Origin of the sequence: Streptomyces sp. NPDC002018, assembly GCF_042890865.1 — a bacterium.
In the GTDB taxonomy this organism is placed as follows: domain Bacteria; phylum Actinomycetota; class Actinomycetes; order Streptomycetales; family Streptomycetaceae; genus Streptomyces.
In genome coordinates this window covers 180,717-205,915 of record NZ_JBIASO010000014.1, presented here as the reverse complement: position 1 = coordinate 205,915, position 25,199 = coordinate 180,717, and the positions used below count along the sequence as shown (strand labels likewise).

Annotated in this window: 24 protein-coding genes and 1 riboswitch; of the genes, 20 read left to right on the top strand and 4 right to left on the bottom strand. The window is 71.5% G+C overall.

Annotated elements, in window-relative coordinates; translation table 11 throughout:
• Positions 1 to 9: 9 nt before the first annotated feature.
• The 6 genes from ACFYYH_RS23795 to ACFYYH_RS23770 all read left to right on the top strand — a co-directional run bounded on the left by ACFYYH_RS23795 (position 10) and on the right by ACFYYH_RS23770 (position 5,983).
• Positions 10 to 1,581, top strand: coding sequence for an acyl-CoA carboxylase subunit beta (locus tag ACFYYH_RS23795; RefSeq protein ID WP_388554460.1), 1,572 nt, complete (start codon positions 10 to 12; stop codon positions 1,579 to 1,581).
• Positions 1,578 to 1,895, top strand: coding sequence for an acyl-CoA carboxylase epsilon subunit (locus ACFYYH_RS23790; RefSeq protein ID WP_388554457.1), 318 nt, complete (start codon positions 1,578 to 1,580; stop codon positions 1,893 to 1,895). Before ACFYYH_RS23795 ends, ACFYYH_RS23790 begins: the two co-directional genes overlap by 4 nt.
• Positions 1,896 to 2,003: 108 nt before the next feature.
• Entirely contained in the window at positions 2,004 to 3,011 is a 1,008-nt protein-coding gene (locus ACFYYH_RS23785; protein WP_388554454.1) for an LLM class flavin-dependent oxidoreductase, read from the top strand.
• The gene (locus ACFYYH_RS23780; protein ID WP_388554451.1) at positions 3,004 to 4,224 is read left to right on the top strand and encodes an MFS transporter; all 1,221 of its coding nucleotides are present in this window, start codon (positions 3,004 to 3,006) and stop codon (positions 4,222 to 4,224) included. Before ACFYYH_RS23785 ends, ACFYYH_RS23780 begins: the two co-directional genes overlap by 8 nt.
• Positions 4,221 to 4,943, top strand: a complete 723-nt coding sequence (locus ACFYYH_RS23775) for an NADPH-dependent FMN reductase (RefSeq protein ID WP_388554448.1) — start codon at positions 4,221 to 4,223, stop codon at positions 4,941 to 4,943. The genes ACFYYH_RS23780 and ACFYYH_RS23775 overlap by 4 nt, the downstream gene beginning before the upstream one ends.
• 209 nt (positions 4,944 to 5,152) lie before the next feature.
• On the top strand, positions 5,153 to 5,983 hold the full coding sequence (locus ACFYYH_RS23770) for an SDR family NAD(P)-dependent oxidoreductase (protein WP_388554445.1): 831 nt from the start codon (positions 5,153 to 5,155) through the stop codon (positions 5,981 to 5,983).
• A 210-nt stretch (positions 5,984 to 6,193) separates the two neighbouring features.
• Here ACFYYH_RS23770 and ACFYYH_RS23765 read toward each other — a convergent pair whose 3' ends face one another.
• Positions 6,194 to 6,607 carry a PPOX class F420-dependent oxidoreductase gene (locus ACFYYH_RS23765; RefSeq protein WP_388554443.1) on the bottom strand — a complete coding sequence of 138 codons (414 nt, stop codon included), beginning with the start codon at positions 6,605 to 6,607 and terminating at the stop codon, positions 6,194 to 6,196.
• A gap of 148 nt (positions 6,608 to 6,755) precedes the next feature.
• On the opposite strand from ACFYYH_RS23765, the gene ACFYYH_RS23760 reads away from it, so the two are divergent.
• The 9 genes from ACFYYH_RS23760 (at position 6,756) to ACFYYH_RS23720 (ending at position 16,692) form a co-directional block, all read left to right on the top strand.
• Complete coding sequence (locus ACFYYH_RS23760) at positions 6,756 to 7,295, top strand: TetR family transcriptional regulator (protein ID WP_388554440.1); 540 nt, start codon at positions 6,756 to 6,758, stop codon at positions 7,293 to 7,295.
• A 911-nt stretch (positions 7,296 to 8,206) separates the two neighbouring features.
• Positions 8,207 to 9,244, top strand: a complete 1,038-nt coding sequence (locus ACFYYH_RS23755; RefSeq protein ID WP_388554437.1) for an NAD-dependent epimerase/dehydratase family protein — start codon at positions 8,207 to 8,209, stop codon at positions 9,242 to 9,244.
• Between the two features lie 77 nt (positions 9,245 to 9,321).
• Positions 9,322 to 10,287, top strand: a complete 966-nt coding sequence (locus ACFYYH_RS23750; protein ID WP_388554434.1) for a UbiA prenyltransferase family protein — start codon at positions 9,322 to 9,324, stop codon at positions 10,285 to 10,287.
• A 90-nt stretch (positions 10,288 to 10,377) separates the two neighbouring features.
• The gene (locus tag ACFYYH_RS23745) at positions 10,378 to 11,406 is read left to right on the top strand and encodes a glycosyltransferase family 2 protein (protein WP_388554431.1); all 1,029 of its coding nucleotides are present in this window, start codon (positions 10,378 to 10,380) and stop codon (positions 11,404 to 11,406) included.
• Positions 11,403 to 12,722 (top strand): endonuclease/exonuclease/phosphatase family protein, encoded by a 1,320-nt coding sequence (locus ACFYYH_RS23740; RefSeq protein WP_388554428.1) that lies wholly within the window; start codon positions 11,403 to 11,405, stop codon positions 12,720 to 12,722. The genes ACFYYH_RS23745 and ACFYYH_RS23740 overlap by 4 nt, the downstream gene beginning before the upstream one ends.
• Positions 12,719 to 13,831, top strand: a complete 1,113-nt coding sequence (locus ACFYYH_RS23735) for a glycosyltransferase family 2 protein (RefSeq protein ID WP_388554425.1) — start codon at positions 12,719 to 12,721, stop codon at positions 13,829 to 13,831. The genes ACFYYH_RS23740 and ACFYYH_RS23735 overlap by 4 nt, the downstream gene beginning before the upstream one ends.
• Positions 13,828 to 14,934, top strand: coding sequence for a lysylphosphatidylglycerol synthase domain-containing protein (locus ACFYYH_RS23730; protein ID WP_388554422.1), 1,107 nt, complete (start codon positions 13,828 to 13,830; stop codon positions 14,932 to 14,934). The genes ACFYYH_RS23735 and ACFYYH_RS23730 overlap by 4 nt, the downstream gene beginning before the upstream one ends.
• Positions 14,927 to 15,640, top strand: a complete 714-nt coding sequence (locus ACFYYH_RS23725; protein ID WP_388554417.1) for a polysaccharide deacetylase family protein — start codon at positions 14,927 to 14,929, stop codon at positions 15,638 to 15,640. Before ACFYYH_RS23730 ends, ACFYYH_RS23725 begins: the two co-directional genes overlap by 8 nt.
• 86 nt (positions 15,641 to 15,726) lie before the next feature.
• Entirely contained in the window at positions 15,727 to 16,692 is a 966-nt protein-coding gene (locus ACFYYH_RS23720) for an aldo/keto reductase (RefSeq protein ID WP_388554414.1), read from the top strand.
• A gap of 112 nt (positions 16,693 to 16,804) precedes the next feature.
• Here ACFYYH_RS23720 and ACFYYH_RS23715 read toward each other — a convergent pair whose 3' ends face one another.
• Positions 16,805 to 18,298 carry an FAD-dependent monooxygenase gene (locus tag ACFYYH_RS23715; RefSeq protein WP_388554411.1) on the bottom strand — a complete coding sequence of 498 codons (1,494 nt, stop codon included), beginning with the start codon at positions 18,296 to 18,298 and terminating at the stop codon, positions 16,805 to 16,807.
• Positions 18,299 to 18,348: 50 nt separating this feature from the next.
• Here ACFYYH_RS23715 and ACFYYH_RS23710 point away from each other — a divergent pair, with 50 nt between their 5' ends.
• On the top strand, positions 18,349 to 18,987 hold the full coding sequence (locus ACFYYH_RS23710) for a TetR/AcrR family transcriptional regulator C-terminal domain-containing protein (protein WP_388554409.1): 639 nt from the start codon (positions 18,349 to 18,351) through the stop codon (positions 18,985 to 18,987).
• A gap of 820 nt (positions 18,988 to 19,807) precedes the next feature.
• Positions 19,808 to 19,958, top strand: a riboswitch (cyclic di-AMP (ydaO/yuaA leader).
• Positions 19,959 to 19,962: 4 nt separating this feature from the next.
• Positions 19,963 to 20,736, top strand: coding sequence for a transglycosylase SLT domain-containing protein (locus ACFYYH_RS23705; RefSeq protein ID WP_388554407.1), 774 nt, complete (start codon positions 19,963 to 19,965; stop codon positions 20,734 to 20,736).
• A gap of 200 nt (positions 20,737 to 20,936) precedes the next feature.
• Here ACFYYH_RS23705 and ACFYYH_RS23700 read toward each other — a convergent pair whose 3' ends face one another.
• Positions 20,937 to 21,611: a ScbR family autoregulator-binding transcription factor gene (locus ACFYYH_RS23700; protein WP_388554405.1), complete on the bottom strand. Its 675-nt coding sequence runs from the start codon at positions 21,609 to 21,611 to the stop codon at positions 20,937 to 20,939.
• A gap of 141 nt (positions 21,612 to 21,752) precedes the next feature.
• Between ACFYYH_RS23700 and ACFYYH_RS23695 the strand changes: the two genes are divergently transcribed.
• The 3 genes from ACFYYH_RS23695 (at position 21,753) to ACFYYH_RS23685 (ending at position 24,154) form a co-directional block, all read left to right on the top strand.
• On the top strand, positions 21,753 to 22,670 hold the full coding sequence (locus ACFYYH_RS23695; protein WP_388554402.1) for a ScbA/BarX family gamma-butyrolactone biosynthesis protein: 918 nt from the start codon (positions 21,753 to 21,755) through the stop codon (positions 22,668 to 22,670).
• A 225-nt stretch (positions 22,671 to 22,895) separates the two neighbouring features.
• Positions 22,896 to 23,609 (top strand): HAD family hydrolase, encoded by a 714-nt coding sequence (locus tag ACFYYH_RS23690; RefSeq protein ID WP_388554399.1) that lies wholly within the window; start codon positions 22,896 to 22,898, stop codon positions 23,607 to 23,609.
• A gap of 125 nt (positions 23,610 to 23,734) precedes the next feature.
• Entirely contained in the window at positions 23,735 to 24,154 is a 420-nt protein-coding gene (locus ACFYYH_RS23685; RefSeq protein ID WP_388554396.1) for a hypothetical protein, read from the top strand.
• A gap of 99 nt (positions 24,155 to 24,253) precedes the next feature.
• On the opposite strand, the gene ACFYYH_RS23680 is transcribed toward ACFYYH_RS23685, so the two are convergent.
• On the bottom strand, positions 24,254 to 25,150 hold the full coding sequence (locus ACFYYH_RS23680; RefSeq protein ID WP_388554394.1) for an endo alpha-1,4 polygalactosaminidase: 897 nt from the start codon (positions 25,148 to 25,150) through the stop codon (positions 24,254 to 24,256).
• Between the last annotated feature and the right edge of the window lie 49 nt (positions 25,151 to 25,199).

Sequence of the window (25,199 nt, the reverse complement as noted above, 5' to 3'; positions counted from 1 at the left end):
GGAGGACCGATGACGACGGTTCAAGGACCGCCGAGCATCGCCGACCAGCTCGGCGAGCTCAAGGAGTTGAAGGCGCTGGCGCGGCTCGGTGCCGATCCCGAGGCCACCGAGCGCCAGCACGCCAAGGGCAAGCTGACCGCGTACGAGCGCGTCGACCTCCTGCTGGATCCCGGGAGCTTCACCGAGGTCGAGCCGCTGCGGCGGCACCGGGCGACGGGCTTCGGACTGGAGACGAAGCGGCCCCACACGGACGGGGTCGTCACCGGCTGGGGCACCGTCGAGGGCCGGACCGTGTTCGTCTACGCGCACGACTTCCGGATCTTCGGCGGCGCCCTCGGCGAGGCCCACGCGCAGAAGATCCAGAAGATCATGGACATGGCCATGGCGGCCGGCTGTCCGCTGGTCTCCCTCAACGACGGCGCGGGCGCCCGTATCCAGGAGGGCGTGTCGGCGCTGGCGGGCTACGGCGGGATCTTCCAGCGCAACACCCGGGCCTCCGGGGTCATCCCGCAGATCAGTGTGATGCTGGGCCCGTGCGCGGGGGGCGCGGCCTACTCCCCGGCCCTGACCGACTTCGTCTTCGCGGTGCGCGGGATCTCGCAGATGTTCATCACCGGCCCGGACGTGGTCCGTACGGTGACCGGCGAGGAGGTCTCGCAGGACGGGCTCGGCGGCGCCGATGTCCACGGCGGGGTCTCGGGGGTCGCCCACTTCGTCCATGACGACGAGGAGACCTGCCTCGCCGAGGTGCGCTCCCTCCTGGCGATGCTGCCGTCCAACAACCGTGAGCTGCCGCCCGCCGTGCCCGCCGGGGACGCGGCCGACCGCCGGGTCGACCGGCTGCTCGACCTGGTGCCGCTCGACGGCAACCGGTCCTACGACATCCGCGCGGTGATCGCGGAGATCGTCGACGACGAGGACTACCTGGAGGTGCACGCCCAGTGGGGACCCAATCTGGTCTGCGCGCTCGCCCGGCTCGACGGCCAGGTGACCGGGGTCGTGGCGAGCCAGCCCGCCGCGCTGGCCGGCGTCCTCGACATCACCGCGAGTGAGAAGGGCGCCAGGTTTGTCCAGTTCTGCGACGCCTTCAACATCCCGCTCCTGACGCTGGTCGACGTGCCCGGCTTCCTGCCGGGCGTCAGCCAGGAGCACGGCGGCATCATCAGGCGCGGCGCGAAGCTGCTGTACGCGTACTGCAACGCCACCGTTCCCCGGATCTCGCTGGTCCTGCGCAAGGCCTACGGCGGGGCGTACATCGTGATGGACTCGCGCTCGATCGGTACGGATCTGGCGCTGGCCTGGCCCACCAACGAGATCGCGGTCATGGGCGCGGAGGCCGCCGCCGACGTGGTCTTCCGGCGGGAGATCGCCGCCTCGGAGGATCCCGCGACCACCCGCGAGCAGAAGATCAAGGAGTACCGGCGGGAGCTGGTGCACCCCTACTACGCCGCCGAACGCGGACTCGTCGACGATGTGATCGATCCCGGCAGCACCCGCGCCGTCCTGATCCGGGCGTTCGCGATGCTGCACCGCAAGGACGCCGACCTGCCGCGCCGCAAGCACGGCAACCCGCCGCAGTGAGCGCGCCGACGGCCGGACCGGCGAGCGCGGTCGCGGGACCGGTGGGCGCGGTCGCCGGACCGGGGGGCTCGGTCGCGGGACCGGTGGCCGACGACCCGGTCCGCGCGCGGCTGCCGCTCCTCCTGCGGATCGAGAAGGGCGAGCCGGACCTGCTGGAGCTCGGCGCGGTCACCGCGGTTCTGCTCCAGCGGCTCACCGCCCCGGCACCGGAGACCGGGGGGCGTGCGCGGGCGCGGGCCGTGGCCCGGTGGCGCCGCCCCGAGCGGTCACGGGACTTCCCCGGCCCCAGGACCTGGCAGGACAGCCCCCGTTGAGCGTCCCCACGAGGAGCCGAGCACCCCACGACGCGTTGAGCACGCCCACCACGCGTTGAGCACGCCCACGACGAACTGGGCACCCCCACGACGAACGGAGACCGGAGCATGGATGTCGGGATTCTCTTCGACCTGCGCAATCCGAACGCCTGGCACCGGCCCTGGGCCGACCACTACGCGCGCTCACTGGAGTTCTGCGAGGAGGCGGACGCGCGCGGCGCGGGGGGCGTCTGGTTCACCGAGCACCATCTCTTCGAGGACGGCTATCTGCCGCAGCCGCTGACCTTCGCCGCCGCGGCGGCCGCCCGCACCCGCCGGGTCCGTATCGGCACGGCGGTGGTGCTGCCCAATCTGCGCAAGCCCGCCCAGCTTGCCGAGGACGCCGCGATCGTGGACCTGATCAGCGGCGGCAGGCTCGAACTCGGCGTCGGCGCCGGATACCGGGTGCCCGAGTACAACCTCTTCGACGCCGAGTTCGGCCGCCGGTTCACCCTGGTCGAGCAGAACATCCGCGAGGTCCGCAGGCTGTGGGCCGAGGGCGGTATCACCCCCGGCCCGGTCCAGAGCCCGGTGCCGGTGTGGGGCGGCTTCTACGGTCCGCGCGGTGTGCGGATCGCGGGCCGGCTGGGCATCGGTCTGCTCCATATCTCGCACAAGCTGTTCGAGCACTACCGCGAAGGTCTGATCGAGGGCGGCCACGATCCGGAGACCGCCCGGGTGTCCGACCTGCTGCCGGTGATCCTCGCCGACGATCCCGAGGCGGCCTGGCCCCGGATCGCCCCCCATCTGGCCCATCAGATGAACACCTACCGGCAGGGGTCGGTGGAGGGCACCGACCATCCCAGGCCGCCGCTGCTCGGGCCGGGCGACTTCCCGGACCGTCCCGCCGACGGGTCCTGGGCCACGCTGGAGATCCTCACCCCGGAGGAGGCCGCCGTCCGTATCCACGAGCGGACGAAGGGGCTTCCGGTGAAGCACCTCATCTTCTGGGCGAGCATCGCGGGGATGCCGGACGACCTGGTGGCGAGGAACATCGAGCTGATCAGCGAGCGGCTGCCGGTCCTGCTCGCGAAGCTGGCCGGCACCGAGCGGGAGAGGGTCCCGGGCGGTGAGTGAGCCGCTCGTCGCCCGGACGGCTCCCGCCCGGACCGAGCGCGGCCGGTCACTGCTGCTGGTGGTCCTGTCGGGGAACATGGTCCTCGACGCCATCGAGGTCTCGGTGGTCCTCGTGGCACTCCCGGCGATCAGGGCCGACCTCGGGCTGACGTCCTGGTCGGTGCAGTGGCTCATGAGCGGCTTCGCCCTCGGGTTCGCCGCGATGCTGATGTCCGGACCGGCGATCTCCGCCCGGTGGGGACTGCGCCGTGTCTATCTCGCGGCGATGCTGGTCTTCGCCGCGGCCTCCGTCGTCGGAGGGCTGAGCGACAGCCTGGCGCTGCTCATCGCCTCCCGGGTGGTCAAAGGGGCCTGCGCGGCGCTGACCGCCCCGGCCGGTCTCACACTGATCACCGCCACGTTCCCCGGCGGGCCCCGGCAGCGCAGGGCGCTGTCGGTCTACTCGCTCTTCGGAGCGGCGGGGTTCACCGCCGGGCTGCTGCTCGCCGGGGCGCTGGTCGCCGAGAGCTGGCGCTGGACGTTCCTCTTCCCCGCCCCGGTTGCGCTCGTGCTGCTGGTGTGCGGGCTGCGGGTGATCCCGGACTCCGTACGGCAGGCACCGCCGCGGCTCACCCGGGCGATCCTGCGCAACGGTCTCCTGATGCGCGCCACCCTGGGCGCGGCCACCCTCAACGCGACCTTCATCGGACTGCTGCTGCTGATCACCCTGGGGACGAGCGGCGCCTTCGGCTGGCGGCCCTGGCAGATCTCACTGGCGCTGCTGCCCGCCTGTCTGCCGCTGGCGCTCTCCGTCCGGTTCGCTGGGCGCGTCGTCGAGCGGTTCGGTACCCCGAGGCTGATCGCCACCGGGGCGCTCTCCGCGTTCGCGGGTGTGACGTTCCTCCTGCTGCGCCCGGAGACGGCCCCGTACGCGACCGGCCCGCTGCCGGCGCTGCTGCTGGTCGGGATCGCTCTTCAACTGGCCTTCGCGGCCCTGAACATGCAAGCGGCGCAGAGCGTCGGACCGGCGCTGCGCGGCGCGGCGATGCCGCTCTACCAGGCCGGGGTCCAGATCGGCAGCGTCGTCGTGCTGCCCCTGGTCGGCGCTCTGCTCACCGCGTCCGACGGCCACCGTCCCGCGCTCCTGGCGGTCTCGGTGGCCGGGGCGCTCGGTCTCGGCGCCGCGGTCATGGGGCTGCGCGCTCATCCCCCTGAGGAAAGGACCCTGCCATGACCACGCAGTCCGAGCGGCCTGAACCGTCCGAGCAGCCCGAGCAGCCCGAGCAGTCCGGGCAGTCCGGGCAGTCCGGGCAGTCCGGGCAGTCCGGGCGGCCGGAGTCCGGGTGGCCGGAGCGGCCCGGACAGCCCGAACGCCCCCTGAGACTGGCCGTCCTCGTGGGCAGTGTCCGCGACGGACGGTTCGGACCGACCGCCGCCGCGTGGTTCGCCGCGCAGGCCGCGGCCCACGCCGATCTGACCGTCGAACTCATCGACCTCCTCGCGTACCCGCTGCCGCTCGTGATGCCGGAGCCCGGCGACACGCCCGCCCCCGAAACCGCCGAGGTGCGGGACGCGCTGGCGGCCCGCCTCGCCGCCGCCGACGCGTTCGTCGTGGTCACGCCCGAGTACAACCACACCATGCCGGCCGTGCTCAAGAACACGATCGACTGGTTCTTCGACGAGTGGGCCGCGAAACCCGTCGGGTTCGTGTCCTACGGCGGGATGGGCGGCGGGCTGCGGGCCGTCGAGCATCTCCGCAATGTCTTCGCCGAGTTGCACGCGGTGACTGTGCGGGAGTCGCTGAGTTTCCACAACGCGTGGGACCGGTTCGACGGAGACCGCCCCCGCGACACCGAGGAGGCCGAGGGCGCCGCGAAGACCATGCTGGACCGTCTCGTCTGGTGGGGCACGGCGCTGCGCGCGGCCCGTACGGTACGGCCGTTCGAGCGCTGAGCGGTTGAACTGATTGAACCAGCCAGTTCAGGAAAGCTATGATTCTGGTTCGGTTCCAACTACCAAGCGGTTCATAGGATGTGACCTGGTCCGCCGTCGTCGGGAACCGGCCGGATCCACGACACCGGGGCGCGGGACGTGGCCCGCGCTGCCGTGCGGACCTTCCCGCAGGTCATGCACACCCTCAACCGCGGACTAAGGACACGGACTTGACGAAGACATACGTGATCACGGGCGGCACCGACGGAATCGGGGCGGCCGTCGCCCGCGCGCTGTTCCGACGGGGCGATCACGCCGTAGTGATCGGGACGAATCCGAAGAAGGCCGAGCCCCTCCTCCGGGAGGCGGCCGACTCGCCGGGCAGCGCGGCCTTCGTCCCGGCGGACCTCAGCCTGGTGGCGGACACCCGGCGTACCGTCGGTGAACTGCTGGAGGCCTATCCGAAGATCGACGGCCTCGTCATGTGCGCGCGCTTCTTCCGGACGTACCGGGCGGTGACCTCCGACGGCTTCGAGGACAACTTCGCGCTCTTCTATCTGAGCCGCGCCCTGTTCAGCTACGGGCTGCTCGGCGCCTTCGAGAAGGCGGACGGCGCGGTGGTCGTCAATGTGGCGGGACCGGGCCACGACACACCGATCGACTGGGACGACCTCCAGAGTGCCCGCAACTACGACGGTGTGCGGGCGATGTTCATGACCGGGCGGCTCAACGATCTGCTCGGGGTCACCTTCGCGGAGCGCCACGGCAAGAGCGGCCGGATCAAGTATGTGCTGTTCCACCCGGGGACGACCTCGACGGGCTTCGTCGGGGAGTTCGACCCGCCGACGGCGGCGTACATCGAGCAGCAGAAGGCACTGGCGAAGCCCGCCACCGCTGTCGTCCCTCCGATCCTCCAGCTTCTCGACGATCCGCCCAAGGAGCCGCTGAGCGCGTTCAACATGTACGACGAGCTGAGCGTGCGGAGCCGTCTCTTCTCACCGGCGTCGGCGGCCCGCCTCGCGGACATCACGGCGGAGCTGCTGGAACCCGACGCCACCTGACAGGGCCTCGGCGGGACAGGGCGATCCACCGGTCGTCCGCTCTCTCCCCGTCCCTTCCCTCCCGTCCCGTTCCTTCTTCCCCTCCCGAGCGGGCCGGCTCCCCCCGACCGGCCCGGCGGCCCTGCCCCACACCAGTGGGGCAGGGCCGTGTCCGTCGGCACCGGCGGGGCCACGGCGGGACGCCGGGTCCCGGGGCGGCTCGTCCACGGCTCAGCGGAACCGGGCCGCGATCTTCTCGGCGGTGACATGGACGGTGACCAGTTCCGGGAGGCTGGCGTACGACTCCGGGTTGTGCTCGGCGTAGGACTTGTCCGTGTACTTGAGGGCCAGCCCGTTGATGCGCTCGAAACTGCCCGCGCTCGCGAACCGCGCGGTGCCGCTGATCACCGCGTATTCGTACGGATCGTCCGGCGGATTGAGCGACACGCTCACCCGCGGATCGCGCCGCAGATTGCGGACCTTGAGCTTGTCGACCCCGGTCACGAAGAAGAGGTCTTCGCCGTCCCTCCCCACCCAGACGACCGACTGGTGCGGGCTCCCGTCGGGCTGAAGGGTCGCCACGGTGACGTAGATCCTGGAATCGAGGGCTTCTTTCAACTTCTCGGGCATGGGGACCGGGCTCACGCATGGCTCCTGGAACGAGGGATGACGCGACGGCAGGCGCGCCGGGCGACTCAAGCACCACAACTATGTGGCACTTAAGCGGCAATTCGCAATAGCACTGTGACACTTGCTGGTCCATCAGCCCGCCTCTGCGTATGCTCCGGTCACGATGAGAGCTGACGCGGCACGCAACCTCGACGCGGTCCTGCGGACAGGGGCGCGTCTGCTGGCGCGCGACCCCGGCACGAGCATCGCGGCGATCGCGGCCGCCGCGGGCGTCGACCGGCGTACCGTCTACCGCCGCTTCGAGACCCGCGAGGCACTCATGGCCGCCGTCCACCGGGCCAAGCTCGACGCCTGCGAGAAGGTCGTCGCCGAGGCGCGGCTCACCGAGGCGCCCGTGATGGTGGCGCTGCACCAGTACGCGGAGGGCATCATCGCCGTCAGCAGGCGATGGCCGCTGGACGTGCGGCAGATACAGGACGAGGCGACGGCCGCCCGGCTCCACCGGATGACCGGACAGCTCGACGCGTTCATGGACCGCGCGGAGCGTGAGGGTGTCATACGGCCCGGCCTGCCGGACCGCTGGGCCCGCTGTCTGCTCATCCACCTCACCAACATCGCCTCGCACGAGATGCCGGAGCTGGCCACCGCGCAGGGGGCCGACATGGTGACCCGGTCCCTGATCGCCGGACTCGGCCCCGCCTGACACGGGACGCGCGCCCGCCCGAGCCGTGCGGGGTGTGTCCGCCCGGTCCCCGGCGTGCCGCCGGCGCCGGCCGCGAGAACTCTTCGAGGCATGTCGTTCTCTTCTCCGCCGCCCAGGGGTCCGCGGCATCGTCGAGGCGTCGTTCAGGCATGGCTCCGCGCGGGGCGACGCTGGCTCGCGCGGTCGTTGGAGCGCTCCCACGAGTCATGGAAGCGCTCCCACGGCGCCATGATTGCGACCATGACTGATCACTGTCAACCATCACTCTGTGCTCCGCCGTGTGGCGCGCCGACTTCGCCGCCCCGCATACCCGCCGCCCCTTTTGGCGGGAAATGCTTCACCGCGGGCGGTCTCCGACAGTCATGAGTCGGTCACTTTCGGCCATCGTGAATATGTCGTCGGAGTAACGCGGGAGCAAACCGGCTTACGATTGCTGACATCGTTGTCGGCTTTTCCTGCTGAAACGGCCCACAAGTCGTCCGCGGATCCGGGTCGCGTTTCCCGCCCCCCGCTGGCCTGTTACCGCCACCGGACGCCTTTCGGCGCCGGTGCCCCCTGGGCACGCCCGGCTGAACATGTCATGGTTCTCCGCGGCATGGCTCACCAGGGCCGACGTCGTGAACACGGCCAATCGTCGGCCCCGGTACAAGCCCTCCGTCCGCAGGTTCGAGGATGAATCGCGGCGCCTCTTTCGCCGGCACGCCCCACCCCGCGCTGCCCCCTGCCCCACGGCGGCGAGCCCGAGGAACCCCAAGAAACCCCAAGAAACCCCAAGGAAGCCCAAGGAGCGAGGCCCGAATGGAACGTTGCAATCGCGTAGGGCCGGACGCGTCACATCCGGCCGACCGGCAGATCACTTCCCGGCATGCCGCCCCCCGGCACGTCACCTCCCCGGCCCGAAAGGTGCACCCGTGCTTAACCGTGTCGTAGTCACCGGCAGTAATGGCATGCTCGGTACCGCTCTGGTGGAACGCCTGGTGTCGGACGGGTACGAGGTGGTCGGTCTCGACCTCACGCACCGGCCCGGCTCCCCGGCCGCCCGAGTGGTCCACGGGGACATACGCGACGCCGTCGCGGTACGGGAGGCGGTCCGCGGGGCCGGCCTCGTGGTGCACAGCGCCTCGGCCCTGCCGAGCTATCCGGCGGAGCAGATCAACTCCGTCGTGGTCGACGGCACGAGGACCGTACTCGCCGAGTCGAGACGGGCGGACGTGCCCCGGGTGGTGCATCTGTCGACCGGTTCCGTCTACGGACTGCCCACCCAGGTGCCGACACCGGAGACCCATCCCCGACAGCCCATCGACCCCTACGGCAGAGCGAAGGCCAGGGCCGAGGAGCTGGTCGAGAAGGCCCGCGCCGACGGCATGACCGTACCGGTGCTGCGTCCGAAGACCTTTCTGGGGCCGGGGCGGCTCGGGATCTTCGCGATGCTCTTCGAATGGGCCGAGGAGGGACATCACTTCCCCGTCCTGGGCTCGGGGCGGGTACGCAGCCAGATGCTGGATGTCGAGGACCTCATCGACGCCATCCTCTTGGCCGCCGACGGCCCCGCGGAGACCGTCAACACCGAATTCAACGTGGGCGCGGCCGAGTTCGGGACACTCCGCGACGACTTCCAGACCGTCCTGGACGCCGCCGGCCACGGCAAGCGGGTCGTCGGCCTGCCGATGCGCCCGGCCGTCGCCACTCTGGGGCTGCTCGCGCGGGCGGGCCTCTCGCCGGTCTACATGCGGCTGATCCACAAACTCCGCGCGGATTCGTACATGGACATCACGCGCATCCAGAAGGAACTCGGCTTCGCACCCCGCCACTCCAACCGGGAGGCGATCCTGCGCAGCTTCGAGTGGTGGCGCGGCCGGTCCCGTCACCGAGGATTCGCCACCACCGGGCGCACCAGCACGGACCCCTGGCGCCAGGGGGCTCTCACCCTGGCCAAAGCGGTCTTCTGAAACCCGCCCGACGACTCATCCGAGGTTCGCGCGACAGCGCCCGCGGGCGCTTCCTCCGACTCTTCCTTAGGAGAGCCATGCCTGGTGTCGAATCCACCGTGCCCCGGACTTCCCCCTCCCGGCTGGGCGCCGCCGCCCAGCCGCCGCCCGTCGAACGGCGGGCGGGCCCCCTGCGCCGCGCCCTGCGTGTCCCCGGCGCGCTGCTGCGGCTGTCCCGGCCCTACCAGTGGGCCAAGAACCCGGTCGTCATCGCCCTGCCGGCGGTCCTGCTGCACCGCTGGACACCGGGTGCGCTGGGATCGGTGCTCTGGGCCACCGCGCTCTTCACTCTCGCCTCGGTCGCCGTCTACACCCTCAACGACATCGTCGACCGGGAGCGCGACCGGCTCAATCCCGACAAGCGGCACCGGCCCCTGGCGTCGGGCGAACTGCCCGTCGCCGTCGCCTGGGCGTATCTGGCGGCGGTCTGCGCCGCTCTGGTCGTGGGGACCGTCCTGGCCTCGCCGGAGCGGGCCTGGCCCGTACCGGCCTATCTCGCGCTCAATCTCGCCTACAGCTACCGCCTCAAGCACGTCGCGGTCGTGGACACCTTCGCGGTCGCGGCGGGCTTCGTCCTGCGTGCCGTCCAGGGCTATCTAACGCTCGGCGAACGGCCGTCACCGTGGCTGCTGCTCTCGGTGCTGACGATGTGTCTGCTGCTCGCCTTCGGCAAGCGCCGCAGGGAACTGCTCGATGTCTCCGGGGACCACCGGCCCGCTCTCGCCGGCTACTCGGTGCAGCTCATCGACTATCTGATCATGATCAGCGCGACCCTGTCCGCGATGGCGTTCGGGATCTTCCTGATGGCCGATCCGAGCCACAACAGCGCGGCGGCCGCCCTGGTCTTCCTCACGCTGGGCGTCTCCCTGTTCGCCCTCTTCCGCTATCTGCAGCTCCTGGTCGTGGACAACGGCGGCGCGGATCCCGTACGCACGCTCTTCCGCGACCGGCTGCTGATCGGATCCGGACTGCTGTGGATAGGGATCTTCGTCGCCCTGTCCTGACCGCCCGGACTCCTCTCCCGCGCGCATCAGCGCACCCGAACGACGCAGAACGACAGAGAACGACAGAGAACGACAGAGAAGGGCATCCCCGTGGAAGAACCCATGGTCTCGGTGATCATCCCGAACTACAACTACGCCCGCTCCCTGGGCCTGTCCATCCGCTCCGCCCAGGAGCAGGACTACCCGAACATGGAGATCATCGTTGTCGACGACTGCAGCACCGACGGGTCCGAGGCGATCGCCCGGTCCTTCGGTGTCACCGTGCTGAGCACGGGCACCAACAGCGGTGTCGCCGTCGCCCGTAACACCGGAGCCGCCCACGCCGCCGGTGAGATCCTCTTCTTCCTCGACTCGGACGTGGCGTTACAGCCCGGTGCCGTGGCGGCGGCGGTCGAACTGCTGCGGGACAACCCCGGCACCGGCGCCGTGTGCGGCATGTACGAGCCCGAGCCGCTGATCCGCGACAGCCTGGTGGAGGAGTGCCGCTGCCTCCAGGCGTACTACTGGCGGACCAGCTCCGAGGGAACGGTCAGTTTCCTGATCTCCGCGATGTGCGCCATGCGGGTGGAGGTCTTCGAGGCGGTCGGTCCTTTCAACCCCAATCTGCGGCAGACCGAGGAGGTCGACTACGGGCAGCGGCTCACCCAGAAGTACGACCTGCTGCTCACCCCCGCCATCCGCGGCGCGCACGACGACGACTCCGAACTGCGGCCGCTGATACGGAAGATATTCACCCGGGGACGCCTGCGGGTCCCGCTGTACGCCCAGCGGCGCAAGTTCGCCAAGGGATTCGAGACCGCCTCCCGCTCCTGGGCGAGCCTCGCCTCGCTGCTGGGCGTGGTGTCGCTGGCGGCGCCCGCCCTGCTGGGGCCGGTGGCCTGGGCGCTGCCGGTGCTGCTGTTCGCCGCCGTGATCGCTCTGGACTTCGGCATGTACCGCTTCGTCGCCGCGCGCCGGGGGCCGCTGTTCCTGCCGGGCTTCATCGGCGTACAGCTCGTCTTCAACCTCACGGTGGCGGTGGGGGTGGCCTTCGGAGCGGCGCACTGGCTGATCTCGCCCGCCTTCCGGCGCCTGTACGAGCGCGAGTCCGCCCCCTCCTCCCCGGCAGCGGCCCTGTGAGCGCCACCCGCCCGCCGGCCTCGCGGCCCGGCACCGAGGCCGAGCCGGGACCGGGCACGGCCGACGGGTCCTCGTCCATGACGCCGCCGGTCCCGGGCACGGCCCCCGAGGCGCCCGCCGCCCCGGAGGCCGGACGGGAGCGTCCCCGGTGGAGCCGCCCGGCCCGCGCGATGGTGGCCCTGGCCCTTCTGTGGGCGTGCTACACCGTCCTGCAACGGCTGCTCAGCGGCAGATGGTGGGTCATGCTCGTCCCCGATCTGATGCCCCCCGTGGTCTTCCTGCTGGTCCCCGTGGTGCTGGCGGGGACGGCCGTCGCGGCGGGCGCGTGGAGATCCCGGGCGCGTACGGGCCGGCCGTCACGGACGCCGTCGTACCCGCCGTCGGGAACGCCGTCGCGGACCCGCCCGGGAGGCCCCCGCCGTACGGCCGTGGTGCTGGTGTGCTGCCTCGCCGTGTTCTCGGCCGCGGTGAGCTGGCCGCGCAACGGCGTACGCCTCTCCGCGCTGACCCACGGCGCCTCCGCCACCGCGGCCGGGGATCTGCGGATCGTCTCCTGGAACACCACCTGGTGGGGGCAGGACGTGGACACCGACCGTTTCTGGGCGGTGCTCAAGGCCCAGCGCGCCGATGTCTATCTTCTCCAGGAGTATCTGCACGGGATCGACCACCGACAGGAGAACCTGCGTCCGGTCGACGATCTGGCCCGGATCCGCAGTGAGTTCCCCGGCTACCACGTGGTCTCGCGCGGGGAGCTGATCACCCTGTCCCGCTATCCCGTGACCGGGTCGAAGCTGGTCGGCCCCGGCGCCGCCGTCGCCGACCGGCCCGACGCGCCGTGGCTGGAGGTCTACCGGGCGGTCAAGACCCTCCGCGTCGACATCCGGGTGGGCGATCGGCCCCTCACGCTGTACAACGTCCACATCCCGGTGCAGATCGACCCGGGCCCCCATCTCCTGTCGCCCTCGGTCCTCGGGATGCTCCAGGACCGGCAGCGCAGTCGCCGGGCCCAGTTCGCGGGACTGGAGGACGAGGTGCGTGAGCAGCGCGAGCGCGGCGCCGCCCTGGTGGTCGCGGGCGACTTCAACAGCAGCCCGGCCATGGGCGAACTGAGCGAGCTGCGCGGCACCCTGCGCGACGCGGCGGACAGCGGCGGGGGCGTGTACCCGCGCACCTGGAACGAGCTGGTACCCGTACTCGGGCTGTGGCGGCTCGACTGGGCCTTCACCACCGGCCGGGTCACCGTCGACCGCTACCGCCTCGACCGCATGGACGGCCTGTCCGACCATCGTGCCCAGATCCTGGAGGTGTCGCTGTGACCGGATCCGCCGTACCAGGTGCCGGGGGCTCCCGCCCCACGGCGCGGGTCTCCGTCGTCATCCCCAACTACAACTACGCCGGAACGCTGGAGCTGTGCCTCGGCTCCCTGAGGGCACAGACCCTCCCGCCGTTCGAGGTGATCGTCTCCGACGACGCGAGCACCGACGACTCGGTGGAGGTGGCCCGCCGTTTCGACTGCCGGGTGCTGCGGGCCGAACGCAACGGAGGCGTCTCCGCGGCACGCAACGCGGGCGCCGCCGCCGCGCGCGGAGACATCCTCTTCTTCCTCGACTCGGACCAGGCACTGGCGCCCGACGCCCTGGAGAACGCCGTCCGGCTGCTCGCCGAGGACCCGGGGCTCGGCTGCGTCCACGGCATCATCGCCGCCGAACCCCTCGTGGACGACGGCCCGGTGGAGTGGTACCGCACCCTGCACGCGCACCACTGGCGGCTCAAGGGCGTCGGGCCGACACCCACGGCGTTCTTCGCCGCGGCGGCGATGCCCCGCGCGGTCTTCGAGGACGTGGGCCCGTTCGACCCGGCGCTGCGCGACAGCGAGGACGTCGAGTACAGCGAACGGCTGTCCGCCCGGTACGCCATCCTGCTCACCGACCGGATCGTCGCGGCACACGACGAGGAGCACCGGCTCGGTCCGATGCTGCGCGAGCAGTTCCGCCGGGCCCAGTACCTGCTTCCGTTCGCCGCCGCGCACCGGCGCCGCCCCGGGGCACTGCGCGCCAACAGCGCGCTGGGCGTGGCCTCCGCGCTCTTCACCGCGGTCACCACACCGCTGGCCGTCGTCCTTCCGCCGCTGGCCCCGCTTCCGGTGCTGGGGGTGGCCATGTTCGCCGCGGCGGATCCGGCGCTGCTCAGGTTTGTCCGGAGCAAGCGGGGCGCCGGGTTCCTGCCGCTCTTCGTCGGTCTGCATCTCCTGGTCAATGTGCAGATCGCGCTGGGCGCGGCGACCGGCTGGGTGCGCAGCCGCCTCGACCGCGACTTCGGGTCGGTCACGGGACGCCCGCCCCGCCCCACGGCCCACGGCGGGACGTCCCCCTCGACGCCGGCCGGTGCGAGCGGCCCCGATGTGCTGGACGGGAGGACGGGATGAGCGGAGCCACGGACAGCCCTCGCGGCGGCGCCATGGACCCTGACCCCGGCGGCGCCATGGACCGTGCCCCCGGCGGCGCCAAGGACCGTGATCCCGGCGGGGCGGCCCGCCCACCGGACGACGGGCCCGCGCGGGCCGGCCGCCGCCGGTGGACGGCCGTGCTCCGTCCGGTGCTGGCACTCGTCCTGGTGGGCGGTGCCGGCTACGGGATGTGGAGCGCCCTGAAGGGCAGCGGCTCCACCCTCCAGGAGCTGTTCTCGCGGGAGGGCGCCGCCCCCTGGCTGATCGGCTCACTGGTGATCAACACCGCCGGACTGGCCCTGAGCATGGGCTCCTGGCGCACCACCCTGACCAGTCTCGGATCGCCCCTTCCCTGGGGACCCACCTTCCGGATCTTCGGAGCGACGGTTCTCGGCAAATATCTGCCGGGCCCGTTCTGGAGCGCCCTGGCCGGAGTGCACCTGGGGCGCCGCAGCGGGGTGGCGGCCAAGCGGATGATCGCCGCCTACGTACTCAACTCCGTGGTGGTACTTCTGACCGCCGCCGTCGTGGGAGCCCTGGCCGGGCCCCGGGTCATGGGCACGGGAGCCCTGTGGCTGCTGCCGGTGGCGGGAGTGCTGGCCGTCCTGCTCCTGCGGCCCGGGATCATCGTGCGGGCCGCCGCTCTCGCGGCCCGGATCCTGCGCAGGCCCACGCCCGAACTGAGCGTGGCGGAGGGGCCGTTGCGCAGGGCGGTCGTCCTGGAGGTGCTCTCGTGGCTGGTCGGCGGCGCGCATCTGTGGATGATCGCGGTGGTGCTCGGGGCCCCGGTGGCCGGTTCCCTGGCGCTGTGCGTGGGCGGGTTCGCGCTCGCCGCCGCCGCCGGGGCGGCGGCCCTCGTGGTCCCCGGCGGCGCCGGGGTGCGGGAGATCGTGCTCATGGTGGTGCTGACGGTGGATCTTCCCTGGTCGCAGGCGGGGGCGGCGGCCCTGGCGAGCCGGCTCTGCTGCACCGTGACCGAGATCGTCGGCGCCGGGTCCGTCCTGCTGCTGGCCCGCTGGACACCGGGCGGCCGGGCGGCCGCCCCCACCGCCCGGGTCGGGGAGGTGCCCAGTGGTGTCTGACCGGATACGCGCCCATGCCGCGCAGGCGGCCTGGAGCCTGGTGCGCCGTTCGGAGGCCTGGCGGCCCAGGACCTGGCAATCCGGCCGGCGTCCCCTGGCGGCGCGCGGCCCGCTGTTCGGCGTCCCCGCCGACGCGTCGGCACCGGCCGCGTCACTCCCGGTGGCACTGACCGTGGACGACGGGCCCCATCCCCGGTGGACGCCACGGCTGCTGGACGTCCTCGACGCCCATGATGTGCGGGCGACGTTCTTCGTGGTCGGCGCGGAGGCCGCCCGGCATCCCGCGCTCCTGCGGCGCGTCCTGGCCGCGGGACACACCCTCGGCAACCACACCTTCGGCCATCCGCAGCCCTTCGCGGCTCTCCCGCCGCGGCTGATCGCCCAGGAGATCCGGCGCACGCAGCAAGTGGTCGCGGACGAGACCGGATTCACCCCGACCCTCTTCCGCGCCCCCGCCGGCGGATGGTCGCATACCGTGCTGAGTACGGCGCGTGACCACGGACTGACGCCCGTGGACTGGACCGTGGACCCCAAGGACTGGCGTTCACCGCCGGCGGACCGTATCGCGCGGACCGTACGGCGCGCGCGTCGCGGCGACATCATCCTGTGCCACGACGGCGGCGGCGACCGGTCGGCGACCGTGGCCGCCCTCGACACCGCGCTGGCCGAACTCCGCCTGCGGGGCGTGGCGTTCACGCTACTGTGACCGCCGATCTTGCTCGCCGCTTCACTTCTCCGGGGACCGCGCGCAGCGCCGCGGCCCCGGCCGGAACCAGCTAAGGACGCACACCCATGTTGACGACCACCCTGGGCGGACCCGACGGCATCGAGGCGAGCCGCCTCTGCCTGGGAGCACTTCCGTTCGGCAGCTCCGTGGACGAGAAGACCTCGTTCGCCATCCTCGACCGCTTCGTCGAGGCCGGCGGCACCCTGATAGACACCGCCAACAACTATGTGTTCTGGGGCGGTGGCACCAGCGACGAGAGCGAGACCACGGTCGGCCGCTGGCTCGCCTCGCGCGGCACCCGCGACCAGATCGTGCTGGCCACCAAGGGCGGTGCCCGGCCCACCGTGGCCGGGGCGGGGCTCGAATCCGCGGAGGGCCTGTCGGCGGAGGCCGTGCGTACGGCGTTCGAAGGCAGCCTCCGTCGGCTGGGCACCGACCGTGTGGACCTCTACTGGAGCCATGTCGAGGACCGGAATGTGCCGCTGGAGGAGACCGTGGGCGCGCTCGACGCCCTCGTCCAGGAGGGCAAGGCCCGGGTGCTGGGCTGCTGCAACCACGCGACCTGGCGTATCGAGCGGGCGCGGGCCGTCGCCGCGGGCGCGGGCCGGACTCCCTACACCGCTGTCCAGCAGCGCTATTCGTATCTTCAGCCCCGGTTCGACGTGCCCCTTCCCGAGGGCGGCCATGTCCACACCACGCCGGAACTGCTCGACTACGTACGGTCCGAGCCCGACCTGACGCTCTTCGCCTATACGACCCTGCTGTTCGGCGCCTATACGCGTCCCGAGAAGAAACTGCCCAGGGCGTACGACCACCCGGGCACGGCCGCGCGGCTGGAAGCCCTGCGGAAGGTGTCGCGGGAATCCGGTGCGACCCCGAACCAGGTTGTTCTGGCCTGGCTCACCGGCGGAGAGCCCTCGGTCGTCCCGATCGTCGGTGTCAGCAGCGTGGCCCAGCTCGACGAGGCGATCGAGGCGGCGGACCTGGTACTCGACGCGGAACAGCGCGAGGTGCTCGACACGGCCGGATGAGACACGCCGGGATGAGACACGCCCGGATGAGACATGCCGGATGACACACGGCCGGATGAGACCCGGGCCGGGACGCGGTCCCGGTCCGGGACGGCGGGCGGAGGGGACGTTCTCAGGCCCAGGCGGCGAGGGCGCGGAACAGTTCCGGGTCGTCCGGCCGGGAGCCCGCCCAGGCGATATGGCCGTCGGGGCGGATCAGCGCGGCCCGTACGCCGTTCCAGTCGGCCGGGGTCTCGACGAGCGGAGCGGTGTGCACCCTCAGGCCGGGGCGGGGGAGCCCGGCGGGGGGAGTGCCGGGCCGGTCGGTGAGATCGAGCAGGAGCATGCTGTCCGCGCGCAGCAGCGAGAACAGCCCGGCCGGGGAGGAGCCCCCGCGCGAGGAGCCCGCGAGGGCGAGGGCGAGGGCGAGGTCGGGGGCCCGGGTGCCGGTGAGGGGATGGGCGGTGGGTGTGGCCGGCGGGTAGGCGACATGGAGGCCGCTGACGCGCGCGGCGAGATGGTCGTTGAACTCCGGGAGGGCCACGACCAGTTCGCTCAGCAGGGCCCGCAGGTCGAGACCCTCGGCGGTGAACGCCGTCATCAGGGCGACCTGGGCGCGGCTGGTGCGGATGAGGGCGTCTCCGACGGGGTGGCGTTCGGAGTGGTAGGTGTCCAGCAGCGCGTCGGGTGCCCGGCCCCGCAGGACGGCTGCCAGCTTCCAGCCCAGGTTGTGCGCGTCCTGGATGCCCACGTTCATGCCCACACCGCCGGCCGGGAAGTGCTGGTGGGCCGCGTCCCCCGCGAGCAGGGTCCGGCCGTGGCGGTATCTCTCGGCGAGATGGGTGGCGTTCCCGAAGCGTGAGAGCCAGGCCGGGGCGCGCATACCGAAGTCGTGCCCGGCCACCGCGACGGTCCTGCTCCGCAGTTCGTCGAGGGTGAGGTCGCCCGGCCACTCGGCCACGACGTCCCGCGGGGTGACCCCGACCAGCCGGTACAGCCCGCCGGGCAGCCGTACGGCGAGCATGCCGCCGTGCGGGCCGAAGGAGCCGTAGCCGTGCTCCGGCGGACTGTCCAGGACGACATCGCCGAGCCAGCCCACGACGGTGGACGGCGTACCGGGGAAACCGATCCCGGCCGCGGTCCGTACGACGGAACGGGTGCCGTCGCAGCCGACGGCGTACGCGGCCTCCAGCGTGTACGCGCCGTCCGGGCCCGTCACCTCGACGGTCACCGCGTCCGGTCCCTCGTCGAGCCCGGTGACCCGGTGCCCGCGCAGGATCCGGGCACCGAGCTCCCTCGCGTATCCCTCGAACAGCTCCTCGGTCCTGGCCTGCGGAAGCGCCAGCGTATGCGGGAACGGAGTGCGCAGCCGCCGGAAGTCGAGCCGGGCGTCGAGCATCCCGAAGTGGCCGCCGGGGATGGGCACGCCCTCGCCGAGGAACGTCTCGTGCACACCGCGCGAGGCGAGCACTTCGAGCGTACGGGGGTGAACGGTGAGGGCCTTGGAGCGCGTGTCGCGCTCCTCGCGCTCCTCGACGACGGTGACGCTCACTCCGGCGCGCCTCAGCTCGGCGGCGAGCCAGAGTCCGACCGGGCCCGCTCCCGCGACGACGACCTGCTGCTCCATATCTCCTCCTTGGTCACTGACCAATGCCATGGACGCAGTAAACTAGGTCAGTGACCAAGAAGCAAGCGAGCGAGGGGCGCGAGCCGCGCCTGGACCCCGGCGCCGTCGTCGCCGCGGCGCTGGACGTCCTGGAGGAGAAGGGGCTGGACGCCCTGTCCACCCGGGCGGTCGCCGACCGGCTCGGCGTACGGATGAACACCGTCCTCTGGCATGTGAAGAGCAAGGCCCGGCTCCTGGAGCTGATGGCCGACGCGATCGTCGGGACCGTGCCGCTGACCGGTCTGCCCGACGACGCGAACGAGCGGGTACGGGAGCTGGCCCGTCGCTTCCGCCGCGCCCTGCTCGCCCACCGGGACGGAGCCGCGCTCGTGGTCGGCACCTTCGTGGCCGAACCGCACACGCTCCGGTACGCGGAGACGCTGGTCGACGCGCTGCTGAGCGGGGGGAGGGGGGAGCGGGAGGCCGCCTGGACGCTCTGGACGATCGTCTACTTCCTCCTCGGTCTGACCCAGGAGGAGCAGGCGGCCGAGCCGGCCATGGACGAACGCCTGGCCGCGGCCGTCTCCGCCGCGTCCCATCCCTCCCTGCACCGGGTGCTCGCACATCTCGGCGACAGTGCCTACGACCGCCGGGTCGAATTCGCCCTGGACGCGATTCTCACGCACGGGCCAGACGCCCGGAAGGAGTGAGTGGTCGCGCCCTGCCCGGGAGTCCAACTCCGGCTCGCGCGAACGGCGCTGGACGGTCGCGCGGATCGCGGGACGGTCCGGGAGGGGCGGACCGGCGGTCCTGTCGTCCCGCGGGAGGCCGCGGTCCGCTCGCGCGTCCCCCGACGGCCTTCGCCGCACACCGAGTTGATGCCCCGCCTTTCCCCTTTCCCCTGCCTTTCTCCCCGCCGACCGGAAAAGTTACCGGGGGTGTCCATGACCTCAACTCCCAGGAATGCGGCCGTCGATCGGGAAAGGGCCCGGCGCCGTCCGTTCCCCGCACTCCGACGGCCCTGGGGGCGTATTCCATGAGGACGTATGTGCGGTGGACGGTGAGTCCTGAACCGGCGGGCGGAGCGGTGCGGAATAAAAGGGGCCGCCATGGAATTGAGGGAGGCGCGGGAGCGGAACGGCGCATGGATACGGCGTGGACGGGGCGCGGATATCCCCCATTCGAAAAGTAACTATATTGGCTATTTGTCCGTGTTCTCCCCATGGTGCATTTCTCTCGCATTCCTATGGCTTGTCAGTGTTTGTGCGGTCTTGTGGCGCGGGCCATTCCTGTGCGGGCCATGATGTGTGTCACACCGGCGGTGAGCTGCGGTTCTCGCCTTCCCGCCCACTTCGCTCCCAGGGAACGAGAGTTGAGTTCCCCCGCCTCTTCCGCGCCGCCGGATGATTCCCGTACGGATCCGTCCACCGGATTGCCGGTGTGAATTCCGGGCTTGTTTTTCTCCGGGCGTTCCGCCTACGTTCACGTCACTCCGGACGGACCGCCGAATCCTGCCGCCGTCCGGAAACCCCAACCCACTCACCTACGGCAGGAGCGGGGGACCCAGGTAAGGCGCCGGTCCGGAATACGGACCGGCTTGGGGTGAAGCCGTGCGCATATCACGGCCGGGCATCTCCAGCCCGAACCCGACAGCTCACCTCGCAGGCGACGGAGAGGAATGCGTCATGCCCGCACAGGCCAAGCACCGCCGTCCCAGAACCAGCCCGTTCGCCCGAGGTCTCGCCGCCGTCGGCACGGGCGGCGCCGTACTCGCCCTTCCGTTCATCGCCGCGACCGCCGCCGAGGCCGCGCCGTCGGCGCAGAAGGACAGCCCGGCCACCTACTCCGTGGTCGCGGGGGACTCTCTCTCGAAGATCGCGGCCGCACACTCCGTCAGCGGCGGCTGGAAGAAGCTGTACGAGGACAACCGGGAGGCCATCGGCGGCAACCCGGCGCTGATCCGCCCCGGCCTCGAACTGACCCTCGGCGCGCCGTCCGAGGGGGCCGCGCAGGCCGAGCCGGCCGCGCCGCAGACCCCGGCCACCGCGCCGGCCGAGCAGGGAACCGCGCCGGCGACCGCCGAGAACGCGTCGGCCGACACGAGCGGCACCGTCACCCAGGCGGACGCCAAGACGTACACCGACGACCTCGACGGCTGGATCAAGGAGTCGCTGGACATCATGGCCGCGCAGGGCATTCCGGGCAGCTACGACGGCATCTACCGGAACATCATGCGGGAGTCCTCGGGCAACCCGGCGGCCATCAACAACTGGGACTCCAACGCGGCGGCCGGAACCCCGTCCAAGGGCCTGCTCCAGGTCATCGACCCCACGTTCCAGGCCTACCACGTGCCCGGTACGTCGACGGACAGCTTCGACCCGGTCGCCAACATCACCGCCGCGTGCAACTACGCGGCCGACCGGTACGGCTCGATCGACAATGTGAACGGCCCCTACTGACAGGCCCGTCGGCGAGGGTCCGCGCGCACGCCCCACCGACGGGGGCGCGCCCGTGCCCTCGCCGGCGGCCTCCCCCGACGTACCGTCACACCCCCACACGGCCGGACCCGGCCGGGACACCGACCCGTCCCGGCCGGGTCCGGCCGCCGTTCTCCCCGGCGCGCGCCGCCGCCGGCCCCCCGGCTCCCCGGCGCCGCGCCTCACGCGCGGGCCGCTCCGCCGGCGGGCACCGCCGTGCGGGGACGGTCACGTACCCGCGCGAGCAGGGCCGCAGGATCCGGGTCGGTCTGAAGGGCGTTCAGCAGCAGCAGCCACAGATCGTGCAGCGCCTCCTCGATCTGTCGGCGTCCCTCCAGGGCGTCGGAGACGGTGTGCAGTCCGAAGAACGCGCACACGAGTCCGTGCGCGGCCACCTGCGGGGTGACGTCACGCGTGAGTTGCCCCTCCTGGCGGGCCTCTTCGAGCAGCCCGGTGACCGTCTCCAGCCACCCCACGAAAGGCCTCGGCAATGTGGCGTTGATGGCCTTGCGCTCCGCCCAGAGCCGGGCGCCCGCGCGGATGACGACATCGTCCCGGAAAGCCCTCGCCACCTCGAAACTCAGCGCGACCAGTCGCTCCAGCGCCGGGAGTTCGGACGAGCTGTGCCGGTCGATCAGATTCGGCCAGGTCGCGAAATGCTCCTCGACAATGGCCCGCGCGAGATTCTCCTTGCTGGCGTAGTGGAAGTAGATGGCCCCGCTGGTACGGCCGGACTGCGTGCTGATATCGCTGATACTGGTTCCGGCGTAGCCTCGCTCGTCGAACAACTGTGCCGCCACTTCCAGAAGAAACCTCCGCGTTGTTTTCGCCCGAACCTGCTCCACCCGAACCTGCACAAGTACCCCGGATTGCCGTTCCGTTAAATGACAGCAGGCAATGTAGCGGCTTTTACCGCCGGGCGTGGCGGGCTTGGCGCGCCCCGCTCGGACCCTCCCGGCTGGGGTGCGCGGCCACGAAAATTGCGGTGTTCTTGTCGCATGAATACAACGGTTGGTGACGTCGTGCGCGATGTCCGGCCGCTGTCCTGGTCACGCACCGTCGCCCGCGAGATGGTGCACCGGGACTCCGTGGCCGAGGTGCTGCTCACCGACGTGCGGCGGAGCCCGGACGGCGGGTTCGACGCCGCGGCGTCCTGGTCCCGGTCCCATCCGACCTTTCCGCGCGACGGCGCCGATCTGCACAGTCCGCTGATGATCGTCGAGACACTGCGCCAGCTCGGGATCTATATCCCGCTCCGCTATTTCGAGGTCGCGCCCACCGCGCATCTGCTCATCACCGATCTGTTCTTCGAGATCGACCCGTCGGCGGAACCCCGGGCGGTCTCCGGGGCCACCGGTGTGATCTGCCGGGTCCGTGTGAGCGAGGTGCGCCGCGCCGCCGAGGACGGCACGCTCACCGGAGTGCGGCTCGATGTCTCCTTCACCGCCCACGGCGCGGTGTTCGCGCAGGCCGGGGGAGGTGCGCGCGTGATGGACGGCGAACGGTACGGGGCGCTGCGGACGGGCCGCGCGCGGGCCGCCGCACCGGCGGGCGCCCTCGGCCGGATCCGCCCCGACAGCCGCGGGCTGGGGGTGACGGGCGCGCACGATGTCGTCCTGGGGCTCGACGGCGGCACCCTCCTGGTCGACCCGGCCGATCCGAGACATCCGTTCTTCTTCGACCACGCGACGGACCATGTTCCCGGCATCATTCTTCTGGAAGCCGCGCGCCAGGCCGCTGCCGTCGAAAGCCGGGGCGCTTTGCTGCGTCCCACCGGCGGACGGTTCACAGCAGCACGCTTTGTCGAATACAGTCCGTCAGCTCGAATTATCTGCGTGCCGTATCACAACCTCTGTGTGTTCCGTTTTCTCCAGGACGGGGAACAGAGGGCTTTTGGCGTCCTCCGCTACAGGTAAAAGCTGTAAATACTCTGCGAAATCACTTGACTACCTAGAGTTTCCCTCTCTAGCGTAGCGATCGTTATGTTCTTGGGTGGTCGCCTCAACCGGCCTTCTCCATAAGGCCGCGACTGCCCGGATCGCGCCCGCCCGACAGCGGGTGACCAACGTGCCCGCGGTGTTTCGCACTGTCGCGGCGGTCAGCGCCGCCGTATATCGGGCTCTTCTGAACGGAACAATCGGATGACAGCTCACCGCATCCTTTCCTGGACTCCCGCGGCCATCGTCTTCGACTGCGACGGGACCCTGATGGACACCGAATGCCACTGGCAGGACGCCCGAATTCTGGCGCTGCGCGAGTACGGATTCGCGCCCATGCCGGGCTTCGCCGGGCGTGCCAAGGGGCTGCACTACACCGATTGCGGGCGCCTCATGGCCGAGGAGGCGGGCCGGCCCGAACTCGCCGAGGAGCTGACCGTCCTGCTGCTCGGGCACTTCCGCAGACTCGTGGCCGGCAACCCGATGACCATGCCCGGCGCCGTCCGGCTGGTCGAGGAGTGCGTGAGCCTCGCTCCTCTCGCCGTCGCCAGCAACTGCCCGAGAGAAGTCGTCGAGTCCTGCCTCGGCACGGCGGGTCTGCTCAGCCACTTCGACCACATCGTCGTACCCGAGGGCGGGATCAGACCCAAGCCGCTCCCGGACGTCTATCTCGCCGCCGCGCGGCTCTGCGGCGCCGAGCCCGTCGACACCCTGGCGGTGGAGGACTCCTCCTGCGGGATCCGGTCCGCCGCCGCGGCCGGCATGCGGGTCATGGGCGTCGGTCCCTGGCCCGGTGAGGAGATCCTGGCGCAGGTGGACATCTGGGTCCGCACGCTGGACGAGCCGGAGGTGCGCGGCTGGACCGGCGCCCGGGTTCCGGTCCAGGTCACCTTCGACGTCATGCCCGCCACCCGCTGACGCGCGGTCCCCGGGGGCGGGTTCGGGCGCGCTCCCGGAACTGGCCCTCCCGGAGAATCGGCTTACCATGAGGGCCACGGGACATATACGTCCAAAAGCCTCCGTACAGGGAGATGGGGCATCGGATGGACGAGGAACGCGCCGGCCGTCTCGTGTCCTCCCTGCGGGCCCGGGGAGTCATGGCCCACATGGCCCATCTGGGGGTCTACCAGTGCGGTGTGCAGATCGTGCTCGCCGAGGGCGGTGAGGCGATCTGGGACATGGACGACGTGCTCGGACTGCGGGCGGAGGTCGTGGCGGACGGGGTGCTCGTCGGGTTCGTCCCGCATGTGCGGGGTTCCGAGCTCTTCACCGAGGAGCAGCTCGTCGAGGTGATCGCCGCCACCCGGTACGACAGACCGGGGCTGCACGCGTCGGCGGACGGCGACACCGGGCCGTATCTCGACGAGGAGCCTCCGTACCGTACGGCCGGCGGTCCCGTACTTCCCTCACGCGGCACCCGCCGCAGGCTCAGGCTTCCCTGGCGGCTCCGGCGCCCGGGATAGCCGCACCCCGCCGGTCAGCCGCACCCCGCCGGTCCGGGCGCCGGTCGTCGGCGTACCGCCCCGAGCCGGTGGACGCTCCCGGGCCGGCCGGCGTACGGATCAGCAGCGCGCGTTCACATGGCCCGGATCGCCGGCGGGGACGACATCGCGGTCACGCAGCACGATCGCCAGCCGGTCCCCCCACTCCCGGCAGCCCGCGGTGAAGTCCGCCCGCCGGTACTCGACGACCAGCACCCGGTCGTCGTAGGCGTCGGCGTACACCGCGCACTCGTCGTAGCGCCCGCACTCCTCGGCCACCGCGAAGTCGAAGCCGAGGGAGTCCCTGAGCCCGGTCATCTCCGCCGCGTTCTTCTGGCCGATCGCCAGGCCCGCCCGGTGGGCGCGCTCCGCGAGCAGCCGGGCGAAGGCGGCCGCCTGCCGCCGGTCGAGCAGTCCGTCCGCGCGCAGATAGGAGTCCAGATTGTCCGCCTCGACGGCATCGAACCCCCGCTCGGCGCAGCCGTCGATCCAGCCGCCGACGATCCGTGCCAGCCGGGCGCGCCGCTCCCCGGTGGAGATGTCCAGCAAGGGTTCGCGCCAGTCCTCGTCGACGACGGCCGCGCCCTCGGCGTCACGCAGCAGCAGATCCGGATGGTTCCGCTGCCACCAGCTCACGGCGTCCGGCTGTGCCTGGTAGGCGTTGACATAGCAGATGTTGTACGCGCCGGGGGCCGGGTCCGCCGTACGGTCCCTGATGACCGTACGCACCCCGGCGGGCGGGTCGTACGCCCCGCCGATCTGGTAGTCGAAGGGCTCGTCCGCCCCGGGGGGCCGTACCTCCCGGGCCGTACCCGAACCGCCCTCGCCCGCGCGGCCGGTGCCCGCGCCGCCCGCACCGTCCCCGTCCGGGCCGCCCGAGCCGCCGCAGCCGGTGAGGACGAGCGACAGCGCGAGCAGCGACGCCAACGGGACGAGCGGGGATGCCACGGCGCGGCGGGCGGGGGGACGGAGCGGCACGACGGCGCCTCGATTCCGGAACGGCGTGACGGACCGCGCAAGTCTCGCA